The 14328-nt window shown below is 63.8% G+C and carries 10 protein-coding genes; 7 read left to right on the top strand and 3 right to left on the bottom strand.

What is annotated here, in order from left to right:
* Positions 1-76: 76 nt before the first annotated feature.
* On the top strand, positions 77-970 hold the full coding sequence (gene gnd, locus GFD18_RS00995) for a phosphogluconate dehydrogenase (NAD(+)-dependent, decarboxylating) (protein WP_100509927.1): 894 nt from the start codon (positions 77-79) through the stop codon (positions 968-970).
* Positions 971-1075: 105 nt separating this feature from the next.
* Here the strand turns inward: gnd and GFD18_RS00990 are convergent, their stop codons facing one another.
* Positions 1076-2236 (bottom strand): ROK family transcriptional regulator, encoded by a 1161-nt coding sequence (locus GFD18_RS00990; protein ID WP_100509926.1) that lies wholly within the window; start codon positions 2234-2236, stop codon positions 1076-1078.
* Between the two features lie 347 nt (positions 2237-2583).
* On the opposite strand from GFD18_RS00990, the gene GFD18_RS00985 reads away from it, so the two are divergent.
* The 3 genes from GFD18_RS00985 (at position 2584) to GFD18_RS00975 (ending at position 6645) form a co-directional block, all read left to right on the top strand.
* The gene (locus GFD18_RS00985) at positions 2584-3930 is read left to right on the top strand and encodes an MFS transporter (protein ID WP_100509925.1); all 1347 of its coding nucleotides are present in this window, start codon (positions 2584-2586) and stop codon (positions 3928-3930) included.
* A gap of 103 nt (positions 3931-4033) precedes the next feature.
* On the top strand, positions 4034-4810 hold the full coding sequence (locus GFD18_RS00980; RefSeq protein ID WP_100509924.1) for an SDR family oxidoreductase: 777 nt from the start codon (positions 4034-4036) through the stop codon (positions 4808-4810).
* 311 nt (positions 4811-5121) lie between these two features.
* Positions 5122-6645 (top strand): FGGY-family carbohydrate kinase, encoded by a 1524-nt coding sequence (locus GFD18_RS00975; protein ID WP_100509923.1) that lies wholly within the window; start codon positions 5122-5124, stop codon positions 6643-6645.
* 144 nt (positions 6646-6789) lie between these two features.
* On the opposite strand, the gene GFD18_RS00970 is transcribed toward GFD18_RS00975, so the two are convergent.
* Complete coding sequence (locus GFD18_RS00970) at positions 6790-8283, bottom strand: APC family permease (RefSeq protein ID WP_100510430.1); 1494 nt, start codon at positions 8281-8283, stop codon at positions 6790-6792.
* Between the two features lie 316 nt (positions 8284-8599).
* On the opposite strand from GFD18_RS00970, the gene GFD18_RS00965 reads away from it, so the two are divergent.
* The 3 genes from GFD18_RS00965 (at position 8600) to dnaG (ending at position 13129) form a co-directional block, all read left to right on the top strand.
* Positions 8600-9436: an ATP-binding cassette domain-containing protein gene (locus GFD18_RS00965; protein ID WP_100509922.1), complete on the top strand. Its 837-nt coding sequence runs from the start codon at positions 8600-8602 to the stop codon at positions 9434-9436.
* A 44-nt stretch (positions 9437-9480) separates the two neighbouring features.
* Positions 9481-10845: an alanine racemase gene (gene alr / locus GFD18_RS00960; protein WP_100509921.1), complete on the top strand. Its 1365-nt coding sequence runs from the start codon at positions 9481-9483 to the stop codon at positions 10843-10845.
* Between the two features lie 196 nt (positions 10846-11041).
* Positions 11042-13129, top strand: coding sequence for a DNA primase (dnaG, locus tag GFD18_RS00955; protein WP_100509920.1), 2088 nt, complete (start codon positions 11042-11044; stop codon positions 13127-13129).
* Between the two features lie 19 nt (positions 13130-13148).
* Here dnaG and GFD18_RS00950 read toward each other — a convergent pair whose 3' ends face one another.
* Positions 13149-14177, bottom strand: a complete 1029-nt coding sequence (locus GFD18_RS00950; RefSeq protein ID WP_100509919.1) for a LacI family DNA-binding transcriptional regulator — start codon at positions 14175-14177, stop codon at positions 13149-13151.
* Positions 14178-14328 lie beyond the last annotated feature (151 nt).

Raw genomic sequence — 14328 nt, 5'->3', positions numbered from 1 at the left:
TTCGGATGTCCGGAGCCTTTCGCGCCTCATATCTTCATTTCCTCACCATCCGCACCACACAAGAAAAGAGCACATCATGCAGATCGGAATGATCGGACTCGGCCGCATGGGCGGCAACATGGTCAAGCGCCTTCGCGACGGCGGTCACGAGGTCGTCGGCTTCGACATGGACCCCGACTCCGCCCGCGACGTCGACAGCCTCGAATCGCTCGTCGCCGCGCTTGACGCCCCTCGCGTCGTATGGGTAATGGTGCCGGCCGGCAAGCCCACCGAATCGACCATCGACGGGCTCAGGGAACTGCTCGAGCCGGGCGACATCGTCATCGACGGCGGCAACTCCAAGTACACCGAGGACCGTGCCCACGCCGCATCACTGGCTGAAAAGGATATCAAATTCCTCGACTGCGGCGTCTCCGGCGGCGTGTGGGGCGCCGAACGCGGCTACGCGCTCATGCTCGGCGGCGAGCAGGAGACCTTCGACCACGTCAGGCCCCTGCTGGAGACCCTCAAGCCGGAAGGCGAATACGGTCTGGTGCTGGCCGGCCCAGTCGGCGGCGGCCACTTCGCCAAAATGGTGCACAACGGCATCGAATACGGCATGATGCAGGCGTTCGGCGAAGGCTTCGCCACCATGATGCGCAGCGAATACATCGACGACGCCGCCAAGACCATGGTCTCGTGGCGCGAGGGTTCGGTCGTCGCATCCTGGCTGCTCGATCTGTTCGAGAACGCCACCAAGGACGATCCCGAACTGCGTGACGTGCCGGCCGTCGCCAACGAATCCGGCGAGGCCAAGTGGATGGTCGAGGCGGCGCTCGAGCTTGGCGTGCCGACGCCCGCCACCGGCGCCGCGCTCTACGCCCGCCAGGCGTCGCGCGGCGGTGCGGACGACGTGCTGCGTGTCGTCACCGCCATGCGCGCCCAGTTCGGCGGCCACGTCACCAAGGTCGACGAGATCGCCACCCACTGATCCGACTCATTCTTCGGTTATTTGGTAAATCCGGTCATGCAGAGGTCGTTTGTCGGGCCTCCATGACCGGATTTACCATATTTCGGTTTTTATCGTTTATGGGTCCTAGCGTCGTGCGCGGGTGTCGATCTCCTCGTCGAGGAACGGCTTGATATATGACAATGCCGCGCCAAGGATGTTCTGGCCTTGGGAGCATACGCTGCGGATGATGGCGAACCGGTCGTCGGGGAACGAGGCGATGGCGTCGGTCTTCTTTCGCAGCGCGGCGAAATCGTCGTCCGACATCAGGTAGGCGATGCGACCGCCGATGATGACGTCGTTGCTGAGCACCGTTCGCGCGTTCTTGATGGCGTGGGCCAGGTACGTCAGGTACCTGTCGAGCCGCCGTGCGCAGTCGTCGTCGCCGTCGTGCGCGCGGCTGAAGAATTCGGCGAGGCTGTCGCATCCCGAATCGTCGAGCAATGCCGCCCGCGACGTGTAGACATCCATGCAGCCGCGCTGCCCGCAATAGCATTCCGGCCCGTCGATGGCGAGGGTCATGTGTTCGCAGGTGCCGTTGCGCAGGTTCTCGCCCTCGTTGATCTGTCCGTCGGAGATCACCGCGCAGCCCACATGCTCATCGAGGTAGATGCAGGTGGCGTTGGCTATGGCGTCATCGAGCCAGAGCTCGGCGATGGCCGAGGCATGCGAGTCGTGGATGAGCCGGCAGGGGTGGGGGATGCGTTCGCTCAGGCGGCTGAGCGTCAGACCCGTGTTGCCGAGGATCATGCCGAAGGTCAGGTGGCTGCCGTCCGGCGAGACGATGCCCTGCACGGCGAACGCGACGCCGAGAATGGATGATTCGTCCACGCTGAGTTTCGCGGCGATTGCCTCGATGAAATCGTTGACGTGACCGGCGACGGCCTCGTAGTATTCGTCGCCGTTGTCGTAGTCGATCATATGGGTTCGGCCTGCAAGGCGCTCGCCATAGAGGTCGTATGCCTGCAGGGCGACGGATGAGCCGAGGATCTCCACGCCGATGGCGATGCGGGCGGTCTGGTCGAACGAGTAGATCTGCGCGCGGCGGCCGCCGTTGGAGTCGAGAAAGCCCGACCGTTTGATGAGTCCGGAATCCTCCAGGTCGTTGAGGTTCTGCGTGATGGTGGGTGGGCTGATCGGCAGGGCCTGGGCGAGGTCCTGCCGTGAGGCGTGGCGATGGCGATAGATGTATCCGAGTACGAGACGGCGCTTCTGCTCCTTGATTGCTGTGGTCGTTGCGATTTCCATGCCGTCGAACCTCCTTGCATGATGTTCTTTAGTGTAGTGTGCGACACGCGGTGTGAGCGGTTGCCGGGTTTCTTCAAAACGTATGTTTTTCAAGCCTTTTACAATTATAAGGACCACTTTAATAAAAGTGGATTGACAAAGCGGGGTGTCGTGCGTATTCTTTAATCAACCACTTAATGAAAAGTGGTCAACTAAAGTGAAGCGCAGTGATTTCGCCGATTCGGACGCAAACGTCCTGCCCGGCGTACGACAAACGCGGTGCATCGGTGCACGGCATGGTTTTCAAGGAGGTGGACGATGACGTTCCCAATGACTGCGGCGTCCTCGACATTGGACAAGGAGCGGGGATGAGCAAGCTATCAAACAGCACGCGCAGACTGATCGGCGGGTTCCTCGCCATCGCGGTGTTCATGACGGGCGACGGCTTCGAGCTGACGTTCCTCTCGAAGTACATGGTCGACCACGGATTCGCGGCCACGCAGGCGTCTCTGCTGATCACCCTGTACGGCCTGTTCGCCGCGGCCGCCGCATGGACCAGCGGCGTGCTCGCCGAGATGTTCGGCGCCAAACGGCTCATGCTGATCGGCGCCACATGGTGGATCGTCATACAGATCGTCTTCCTCGGCGTGGCGCTTCCCTCGGGAAGCTACCCGTTCATCCTGGCGGTCTACGCGGTGCGAGGCGTCGGATACCCGCTGTTCATCTACTCGTTCGTCGTGCTCATGGCCGAGACGGTCGATCCGGCGAAGCTCTCCAGCGCCATGGGATGGTTCTGGACCTCCTTCTCCATGGGCATCGGCGTGTTCGGCGCCTACCTGCCCAGCTACATCATCCCCGTGCTCGGCGAGTACAAGACCTTCTGGTGCGCCATGCCGTTCGCCATCGTCGGCACGATCATGTGCATCCTGCTGGTGCCGAACACCAAGGGCAGGGCCTCCGAAGGGCTCGACCGCGCCGAGCAGATCCGGGAACTCACCAAGGGCGCGACCATCCTGGTGAAGAACCGCCAGGTCGCCTTCGCCGCCATCGTGCGCGTCATCAACAACCTCGTGCTCTACGGCTTCCCGGTCATCATGCCGCTGTACCTCTCCACGAAGAACAACGGCGGTGGCGGCTGGTTCCCCACCGAGACGTGGATGCGCTTCTGGGGCTTCGTGTTCGTCGTCACCCTGTTCGCCAACGTGTTCTGGGGCTGGTTCGGCGACCGCTTCGGCTGGATGATGCCCGTGCGCTGGTTCGGCTGCCTGCTGCTCACCGTCTCCACCCTGTTCGTCTACTACGTGCCGCAGTTCTTCGGCGCCAACGCACCGCTCATGTGGATCGGCTTCTTCCTCGTCGGCGTCGGCACCTGCGCATTCGTGCCGCTGACGGCGGTGGTGACCACGCTCGCCCCCGGCGAGCAGGGTGCGGCGCTCTCCGCCTACAACCTCGCCGCCGGACTCACCACGTTCGCCGGCCCGCTGATCGCCACAATCGTCATGCCGATCGCCGGCTTCGGCGGAGTGTGCTGGGCCTACGCGATCCTGTACGCCTTCGCGTTCGTCCTGACGTTCTTCATCCGCCCCAAGCAGCCCGGCTTCGACATCAAGGGACGTCGCCTGAGCGAGGAGGAGCGCATCGCCGAGGTCGAATCCATCACCGGCGACATCGCCGAGGTGCGCGAGGCCGAGGCAAGCCTGACCAAACAAGCCTGACCGATGCGAGTCGGTCATGACGGGGGAGACCCCGAACGGCAAATGTAACCAATCAACCCAATCAACCAACCCAACCAACAACCACAAATACAAAGGAGTAACCATGGGTATCATCGAGAAGATGCGGCTGGACGGCAAGAACATCTACGTCACCGGCGGTGCGCGAGGCATCGGCAAGTCCGTGGCCACGGCCTTCATGGAGGCGGGCGCCAACGTGGCGATCGTCGATGTGGACATCGACGAGGCCACGAAGACCGCGGCCGAGCTCGACGCCGCGCACGAGGGCAGGTCGTTCGCCATCAAGTGCGACGTGACCGAGCCCGAACAGGTCGACGCCATGGTCGCCAAGGTGGTCGACGAGTTCGGAGGCCTCGACGTCGCCTTCAACAACGCCGGCATCTGCATGAACATCCCCGCCGAGGAGATGACCCCCGCGCAGTGGGCCAAGGTCATCAACATCAACCTCACCGGCATCTTCCTCACCGCCCAGGCCGCCGGCAAGGTCATGCTCAGGCAGGGCCACGGCTCCATCATCAACACCGCGTCGATGAGCGCGCACATCGTCAACGTGCCGCAGCCGCAGTGCTCCTACAACGCCTCCAAGGCCGGCGTCATCCAGCTGACCAAGTCGCTGGCCATCGAATGGGCCAAGCGCGGCGTTCGCGTCAACTGCATCTCCCCGGGCTACATCGGCACCGACCTGACCCTGAGCTCCGAATCCCTCAAGCCGCTCATCGCCCAGTGGAACGCCATGGCCCCGATGGGACGCCTCGGCAAGCCCGAGGAGCTGCAGTCCATCTGCGTCTACCTCGCCGGCGACACCTCCACGTTCACCACCGGCTCCGACTTCGTGGTCGACGGCGCCTTCACCGCCTTCTGATCCGTGGCCTGACGCTCTGCCGCAGCGCCCGTCATATCGAATGGATCCTGTCTCTCAGCGTGTTCGATATGACGGGGCGGGCGGCCTGCGCAGTCCCATCCCGTCATCCTGAACGAAGGACATGGGCCAAGGCCGGGGATCATTCCCACACCACATCCGATTCCCGGCACCGGCCGTCATGACCCCGTTCAGGATGATTTCTTTTTGCAACGGCGCAGGCGCGCCCCTACAAGGTACGCGATGCGTCGCCAACGGCATAAAGACATCGCGACAATTTCGATTTCCAACCCTACGAGACAATCGAGGACACAATGAAGTATCTTCTCGGCACCGACATCGGCACCTCCGGCACCAAGACCGTCCTTATGAACACCGAAGGCGAGCTCATCGCCCAGGACCTGCAGGAATACGACGTGCTCACCCCCAAGCCCCTGTGGGCCGAACAGTGGCCCGACGTGTGGTACCGCGGCGCCGTCGACTCCATCAGGAACACCGTGGCCAAGTCCGGCGTCGCCGCCTCCGACATCAAGGGCATCGCCATCTCCGGCCTTTACGGAGGCTCCGGCATCCCGCTCGACGAGAACATGGAGCCCGTCCGCCCCTGCATGATCTGGATGGACCGTCGCGCCAACGAGGAGACGCAGTGGGTGCTCGACAACATCGGCGAGGAGAAGCTGCTGCGCATCACCCAGAACGGCGCCGACCCGTACTACGGCTACACGAAGATCCTGTGGATGAAGAACCACGAGCCGGAGAACTGGGCGAAGACCAGGCTGTTCCTGCCTCCGAACGACTACGTGATCTACAAAATGACCGGCGAAGTGGCCATCGACTACTCCTCGGCCGGCAACATCGGCGGCATCTTCGACATGAACACGCGCACCTGGTCGAAGGAGCTGCTCGACGACATGGGCATTCCGGCCTCGATGATGCCGCAGCGCATCGTCGAATCGACCGACATCGTCGGCGGCCTCAAGGAGGACATCGCCGCCGAACTCGGGCTCGAACCCGGCATGCCGGTCATCGCCTCCGGCATCGACTGCGGCGCCGCCAACATCGGCCTCGGCGTGTTCGAGCCCGGCGTGTACGCGGCGGCCATCGGCACCTCGATGTGCGCGGCGCTGATCTCCGACAAGCCGGTCAAGGGCAAGGGCCTGATCGTGTGGCCGTACCTGTACGACGCCAGGAGGCTCTCCTACAACTTCGCCGGCGGCGCCACGGCAGGCGCCATCGTCAAATGGTTCCGCGACACCCTGTGCCAGTGGGAGAAGGAGGAGCAGGACCGCACCGGCGTGAGCGTGTACGACCAGCTCAACGAGGCCGCCGAAAAGGTGCCGGCCGGCAGCGAGGGGCTCGTCGTGCTGCCGTACTTCATGGGCGAGCGCAGCCCCATCTGGGATTCCGACGCCAAGGGCACCATCGTGGGCCTGTCGCTGGCGCACACCAAGGCGCATCTCTACCGCGCGTTCCTCGAGGCCGTGGCCTACTCGCTGCGTGACGCCATGGAGGCCACATCCGACGATCTGGGCGACTACATCCTGCTGGCCGGCGGCGTGACCAAGTCGAAGCTGTGGCGCCAGATCTTCGCCGACGTGACCGGCTACCCGGTCGTCTGCCCGAAGGAGGACGTCGAGGCGAACATGGGCGACGTGATGCTCGCCGGCATCGGCACCGGTCTGCTCACCTACGAGCAGACCAAGCGGTGGCAGGTGCTCGACAAGCCCGTCAAACCCTCGGTCGAAGGCCACAGGCGTTACAGCAGGTACTTCGCCGTGTACAAGTCCGTCTACGAGCACCTCAAGGGCGACATGAAGGAGCTCTCCGAACTCCAGTAGCGGGCCTTGTCGGTTCCCGATATGACAATGGGCGGTTCCGCGGAATTCCGGCGGAACCGCCCATTGTCAATTTGGTCAGACCGGTCGTTTACGACCCTTTTCCGACCCCTTTGCAATCGGTTTTACCAAGTATCGGCAGGAAAACTACTCCTTGGTCTCGGTCTTGGTCTCGGCGGCGGCCATGGCCTCGTCGATCGCCTTGCGGGCCTTCTTCTGCGCCTGCTTGCCAAGCACGGAGTTGCGGCGGCTGAAGCCGAAGTACACGGCAAGGCCGATGGCCAGCCAGATGGCGAAACGCACCCACGTCTCCCAGTTCAGGCCGGCGATGAACACCAGGCAGAAGATGATGGAGAGGATCGGCGTGAACGGCACGCCCGGCGCCTTGAAGCCGCGGTGGGCGTTCGGCTGGGTCTTGCGCATCCACAGCACGCCGGCGGAGACGATCATGAACGCGGAAAGCGTGCCGATGTTCACCAGCTCGAACAGGATGTTGATGTTGATGAAGCCGCCTGCGATGGCGGTGAGGATGCCGAAGAACCACGTGCCCTTGAACGGCGTGAGGTACTTCTTGTGCACCTCGCCGAACAGCTTCGGGAACAGGCCGTCGCGCGCCATCGCGTAGCAGATGCGGGACTGGCCGTACAGCTGCACGAGCATCACCGTGGTCATGCCCACGAGCGCGCCGATGTTCACGATCACCGCCAGCCAGTTGAGTCCCGTGGCCAGGATCACGCCGGCGACGGGCGCGTCGATGAACTTCGCGAAGTCCATGTAGGGCACCACGCCGGTCATCACCAGCGTCATGATGATGTAGATGACGGTCGAGATGGCCAGCGAGATGAGGATGCCCCGCGGCAGCGTCTTGTTCGGGTTGACGGTCTCCTCGGCCGACGACGAGACGGCGTCGAAGCCGATGAAGCTGAAGAACACGATGGACGCGGCCGGGATGATGCCGTACGGCTGGGTGGAACCGGGCTGGAACGTGTAGATGCCGTACGGGGAGAACGGCTTCCAGTTGGCCGGGTTGATGTAGCGGATGGTGCAGATGATGAACAGCACGATGATGGCCAGCTTGATGATGACCATGATGTCGTTGACGCGCTTGGTCTGGTTGATGCCGACGGACAGCACCCACGTGATGAGCAGCACCACGACGAATCCCGGAAGGTTGAAGTACGTGGTCACGCCCGGCGTGGTGCCGTATGCGGCCGTGAGCTCCACGGGCAGATGGAATCCGAACCCTTCAAGCAGCTTGTTGAAATAGCCCGCCCATCCCGCGGAGACGGTCGCCGCCTGCAATGCGTATTCGAGAATGAGGTTCCATCCGATGACGAACGCGATGAGCTCGCCGAACGCCAGATACGCGTACGAGTAGGCGGAACCGGAGACCGGGGCCATCGACGCGAACTCCGCGTAGCACAGTCCGGCGAAACCGCAGCAGATGGCGGCGAGCAGGAACGAGACCGCCAGCGCCGGGCCCGCGGTGAGCGCTCCCTTGCCGGTCAGCACGAAGATGCCGGTGCCGATGATCGCGCCGATGCCGAGCATCGTCAGATCGAACGTCTTCATCGTGCGCTTCAACGGCGTGGCCTCGGCCACTATCTTCGACACGTCTTTTTTGCGTAATAGGCTATTCATGAATTCCTTCTTGGGATGGAAACTCTCCTGCAACCGTCAACATCTTACGGGAGCAATCGTTACGAACGAATTGTTTTGAACGTGCAATGTCCGCATGGTAAGACATCTGTTTGATTTTGTCAGTCCCAACGGTATATGAACGCGACGATAATCGTGAATGAACCATGTGCGAACCACGGGACTGCGAAGCGGCCGGACGTCGGCCCCGGGCGATGTCCCGGGCCGACGGTGAATGCCGACGGCCGTGGATGCTCCGTCATCGGCGTTCCCGGGCCTCCCTAGAATACAGGAAGAGCCACAACGATGGGAGCCAATCATGGGACTGATGGATCTGTTCGCCCGCAAGAAGACCATAGACACCCGAAAGCGCCGGCTGTCGTTCATTCTCGACGACGCCGGCCTGACCTACGAGGACGGCAAGACCGGCCTCGAACCGACGACCATCACCATCGACGAGAAACGCGTTGCCGTCATCGGACTCAACGGCGCCGGCAAATCCACGCTGCTCGAACTCATCGACGGCTCGCGCAAGGCCACCACCGGCACGGTGAGCGTGGTCCGGAGCATCCTCGACGACGACGGCGAACCCGTGACGGGGGAGGACACCGCGTTCGACCCCGCACGCAAGTCCGACGCCAAGGCGTTGAAGGACGTCATCGGCATCGTACGGCGCGAGGAGATTCCCCAGCGCTACTACATGGCCGAGAACATCGCCGAAGCCGTCGCCGAGCCGTTGAAGAAAAGCAGCTTGCCCGAAGGCATGCGGCACGAGACCGTCGGAGCGCTCTTCGCGCACTTCGGACTGACGCCGTACGCGCGCAACAAGGCCGCCAGCCTCGACAGCGAGAAACGCCACCTGCTCGCCATCGTCGGCGCGCTCGCCATCAACCCCGCCGCCATCGTGGCCGACGAGCCCACCAAGGGCCTCGACGAAAACGCCACGCGCACCGTGGCCCGCGCCCTGTTCGGCTACGACAAGCAGGTGGTCTTCGCCACCCACGACCTGAGCCTCGTGACCAACCCCGACTACGCCATCGACCGCGTGATCGTGCTCGACGAGCACCGCGTGGCGTTCGACGGCCCGGCCAAGGAGGCCGTCGACTTCTACAACGACCTCATCGCGAGGAAATATGCGGAAATGACGAAAAAGTGAGCCTCGTCACGATTCCGTCGCATAGCGGCGGCACAATAGGGCACATGACTTTGAGTGCAGCGCCCGAATGGGCTTTCTCTTCAGCAGACGGCGAAACCAACTATCGCAACGCGTGCGAGCAGTACCCGGCGCAGTGCATCGTGGACCTGGCGGTCCTGCGCGACAACATGCGCCATCTGGTCTCCGTATGCGGCGGCCCCGAATCCGGCACCGCCGTCATGGGCGTGGTCAAGGCCGATGCCTACGGCCACGGACTCATCCCGGCCGCGCTGGCCGCGCTCGCCGGCGGGGCCACATGGCTCGGCACCGCGCAGTCGCACGAGGCGCTGCTGCTGCGCAAGGCCGGCATCGGACCGGACCGCTGCCACATTCTCACATGGGTGTACAACGGCGTGAACGTGCCGTTCGGCGAGCTCATCAAGAACGACATCGACATCTCCATCGGTTCCATGGCCGGCATCGACCTGGCTGCGGCCGCCGCCCGCGCCGTGGGCAAGACCGCCCGCGTGCACGTGAAGGTGGACTCCGGCTTCGGTCGCAACGGCTTCACCGAGGAATCCTTCGACGAGGCGCTGAAGAAGTTCGTGGCCTACGCGCATGAAGGCGTGTTCCACATCGTGGGCCAGTGGAGCCACCTCGCCGTGGCCGACTCTCCCGACGTCCCCGAGTTCGTGGCGTCCACCGACCGGCAGATCGAGCACTTCAACGCGTTCACCGCGCGCATGGAGAAGGCCGGCATCGCGCCGGAGATCCGCCATCTGGCCAACACCGCCGCCACACTGAACCGCCCGGAGATCCACTTCGAGCTCACCCGTCCGGGCATCGGCCTGTACGGCTACGAGCCCGACCCGGCCATGGGCACGCCCTCCACATGGCGGCTCAAGCCCGCCATGACGCTGCAGGCGCAGCTCGGCACCGTCAAGCACATCGAGGCCGGCCACGGCATCTCCTACGGCCGCACGTACCTGACGCCCGATGACACCTCCACCGCCATCGTGCCGATCGGCTACGCGGACGGCATCCACCGCTCCGCCTCCGGATTCGACATGGAAGGCGCCAAGCATGTGCAGAAGGACGGCGGACCCGTGCGCGTGATGACCAGCGAGGGCCCGAAGCTCTACCGCGTCTCCGGCCGCGTGTGCATGGACCAGTTCATGGTCGACCTGCACGGCTCCTGCTCCGCCGACGAGCTCGACGTGCACGAGGGCGACACCGTGGTGCTGTTCGGCCCCGGCCGCGGCGAACAGTTCGCCGAGCCCACCGCCGACGACTGGGCCCGCGCCGCCGGCACCATCAGCTACGAGATCTTCACCTGCCTGCGCAACCGCATCCCGAGGCTGTACCTCCACGCCGCCGATGTGCTGCCGCCCGAGGACCTCGCCAAACTCGACCCCGCAACGCTGCTGTAGCCGGACGCCCCGTCACATGGGCGGTACGGCCTGTGTGGCGGGGCTGATTAGACGGTGCTGATCAATCGTTGGAATCGCAACGTTTCCTCAGGTTCGTCACATGGGTCGGGCTCCTGTGTGCCGACGCGGCCCGTGCGGCGTTCGCCGACCGCCACACGACGCCGGCAATCACCCCGGTTGGGTAGACTAAAGCGTTATGCCGGGTTTGATTCTGAAGGAAGACATTGAGAAGGTGCGTGCAGCCGCCGATCTGTACGACATCGTTTCCGCCGACGTCACATTGAAGGCGTCGGGCTCCGGCACGTTCATGGGCCTGTGCCCGTTCCACGACGAAAAGACGCCGAGCTTCTCCGTGCGTCCCGCACTCGGCTCATGGCACTGCTTCGGCTGTGGTCTGGGCGGTGACATCTTCAAATACGTCGAACAGTCCGAAAACGTCGGATTCGCCGACGCCGTCGAGATCCTCGCCGACAAATACCACATCGAGCTGCATTACGACTCCAAGCAGCCTCAGCAGCGTCAGGGTTCCAAGCGCTCCCGCCTGCTGGAGATCAACGACGAGGCGCAGCGCTTCTTCGTCTCGCAGATCATGAGCCGCGAGGCGTTGGCCGCGCGCAAGCTCCTCGCCGGCCGAAACTTCTCCCAGGCCGACTGCGAGCGCTTCGGCTGCGGATACGCGCCGCAGGGCTGGGACAATCTCGTCCGTCACCTGGCGTCGAAGGGCTATACGCAGCAGGAGATGATGGACGCCGGCCTGGCGCGTCAGGGCCAGCGCGGCGTCTACGACTATTTCCGCGGCCGCGTGACGTGGCCGATTCGCGACGCGACCGGCCGCACGCTCGGCTTCGGCGCCCGCAAGTTGTATGACGACGACACGATTCAGGCGAAGTACATCAACACGCCCGACACCACGCTGTATCACAAGAACCAGGTGCTGTACGGCCTCGACATCGCCAAAGCGAACATCGTGAAGAAGCGTCAGGTCGTCATCGTCGAAGGCTATACCGATGTGATGGCCTGTCATCTCGCCGGCGTCGACACGGCCGTGGCGACCTGCGGCACGGCGTTCGGCAACGAGCATGCGAAGATCGTGCGTCGTCTGATCTCCGACGACAAGCTCGGCGGCCTGCAGCTCATCGGTCCGGGAAAGAACCGGACGTCGCGCGTCGTGTTCACGTTCGACGGCGACGCCGCCGGCCAGAAGGCCGCGCTGCACGCGTTCGGCCTGGACGGCGCGTTCCTTTCGCAGACGTTCGTGGCCGTGGCCGACGACAATCTCGACCCGTGCGACCTGCGCATCCAGCGGGGCGACACCGCCGTGCGCACGCTGATCGACAACGCGTATCCGCTGTATGATTTCGTCATCAACACGGCGATCGACCAGTTCGACACGCAGTATGCGACCGGGCAGATGGGCGCGGTGAAGGCCGTGGCGCCGGTCATCGCGCAGATCCGCGATCGTTCGCTGGTCGACCTGTATGCGCGCAAGGCCGCGCGCCGCATCGGCATCGAGCTCGATGTGATGGCGCGTGAGGTGCAGAACGCTCGGCGTCAGCTGCGGGTCCGCGACGAAGACGCCTATGCGCCGCGCGGCCAGCGCCAATACGGCGGTTTCAACAACGCCGATAGGGGAGCGCGCGGGGAACGTGGGGAGAACCCGTATGCGAATCCGGCCCGTCGACGTGCGCTTGAACGGCAGGATGCGCTGACCCAGGGGTACTATCGCATCGATGATGCGGTGTTCATCTGCGAGCAGCAGTTCATGGGCATTCTCATTCAGGTGCCGCGTTCGGTCAACCCGTCGATGTTCGCTCAGCTGACGGAGGAGAGCTTCACGACGCCGGTGTTCCGCTCGATGTATCAGGCGCTGGAGGCGGCCGGCGGACTGCCGTCGAACGATACGCCGCAGGGATTGTGGATGCACAATCTGTCCAAGGCCGCTGGGCCGCTGCTCGAGGGCGTGGTGAACGAGCTGGCCGTGATGCCGCTGCCGCTGCCGAGCGCGGAGAAGGACTCGCAGCAGGTGACGGACGAGATGGCACAGTCGTCGTCGGCTGTCTCGGCGCCGCTGCGTCCGGCCACCGATGCGGAGAAGCAGTATGCCTCCGAACTGCTGGTGCGGCTGCTCGACATGGGCTACATGCGGCTCATCGCGCGTAACAAGCGGCGGATGAACCAGCTGCCCGAAGGCGAGGAGAAGTTCCGCCTGCTCGGGGAGATAACCAGGCTCGAGGCCAGTCGCAAGAACCTTCAGGCCGAGATCTTCGGCAACACCGTGGGATGACGGGCGGCGCCCGCCGTGGTCAGATCGACGGCGCCTTCACGATGGAGACGGGCAGAACGAGCTGCCGGCTCGCCGTGTATGGGTCGTTGCCGCCACTGCCGGATTCCTTGGCGCGGATCTGCTCCAGCAGGTTCTTCGCGGATTCCTGGCCGAGGATCCGCGGGTCCTGTTCCAGCAGGTATACGCCGTCCCTCACATGCTGCGACCATCGCCAGTCGTCGAAGCTGACGAGGCCGATGTCGTCGGGAAAGGTGATGCCGAGGTTGCGCAATGCCGTGAGGATGTCGAACAACGTGGGCCCCATGAGCGAGACCAGCGCCGTCCTGCCGTTGAGATGACGCAGCGTGGTGTCTATCTCCCGCTGCAGCCATGCGGCGTCCTGGCCTTCCGCGCCGATGGTGACCATGAGCACGTGCCGTTCCTCGGCCGCCTGCTTCAATCCTTCGACGCGAGGGGTCTGCGCGGAAAGGTCGCTGCGCAGCCGACGGACCACCACGAGGTTGTCGTACCCCATGTCGGCGAGCCTGCCGACGAGGTCGTGGCAGGCCTCCCGGTTGTTCGAGACGATGCTGGTGACGGAATCCGGCTGGTTCGGTGGCCTGCGGTCGACCATGACGAGCGGCACGCGGGCGCTGGTCACGTCCTCATAGGAGCGGAAGTCGGTGGAGTTGGGCTGGATGATCAGTCCGTCGGCCTCCTGGGCGAGCAGTCGTTCGATCTCGTCGTGCTCCTCGCGTACGGAGTTGTTCGAGTTCATCAGCATGACGTCGTACCCGGCGGGCTGCAGTTCGGTGTAGATGCCGCTGAACAGCAGCGATGAGAAGACGTTGGAGATATCGGAGACGATGACGCCGACCACATGGGTGGACTGCTGTCGCATCCTGCGCGCCGAGGCGCTGGGACGGTAGTCGAGACGGGTGATGGTGTCTTGGACGCGGTTCCTGGTCGCCTGGCTCATCTTGCCGTAGTTGCCGTTGATGAACCGGGAGACCGTGGTCACGGATACCTGGGCCTCGCGTGCGATGTCCGCGATGGTTACCTTGGCCATGTCGACGTCCTTTCCTGCATTGCCCCGTTGACTTGCGCCCCACCAGTGTAAATCCGATTTCACGGACGGCGCGCGCCGTTCCCGCGATTGTGCGCGGATTGTCGCGCAACACGCCGATGGTGGCGTGTTTTCACGGTTGGGTATATCTTAG

Source organism: Bifidobacterium saimiriisciurei (genome assembly GCF_010667655.1).
Taxonomy (GTDB): Bacteria; Actinomycetota; Actinomycetes; order Actinomycetales; family Bifidobacteriaceae; genus Galliscardovia; species Galliscardovia saimiriisciurei.
This window is presented reverse-complemented; position numbering and strand designations above follow the sequence as displayed.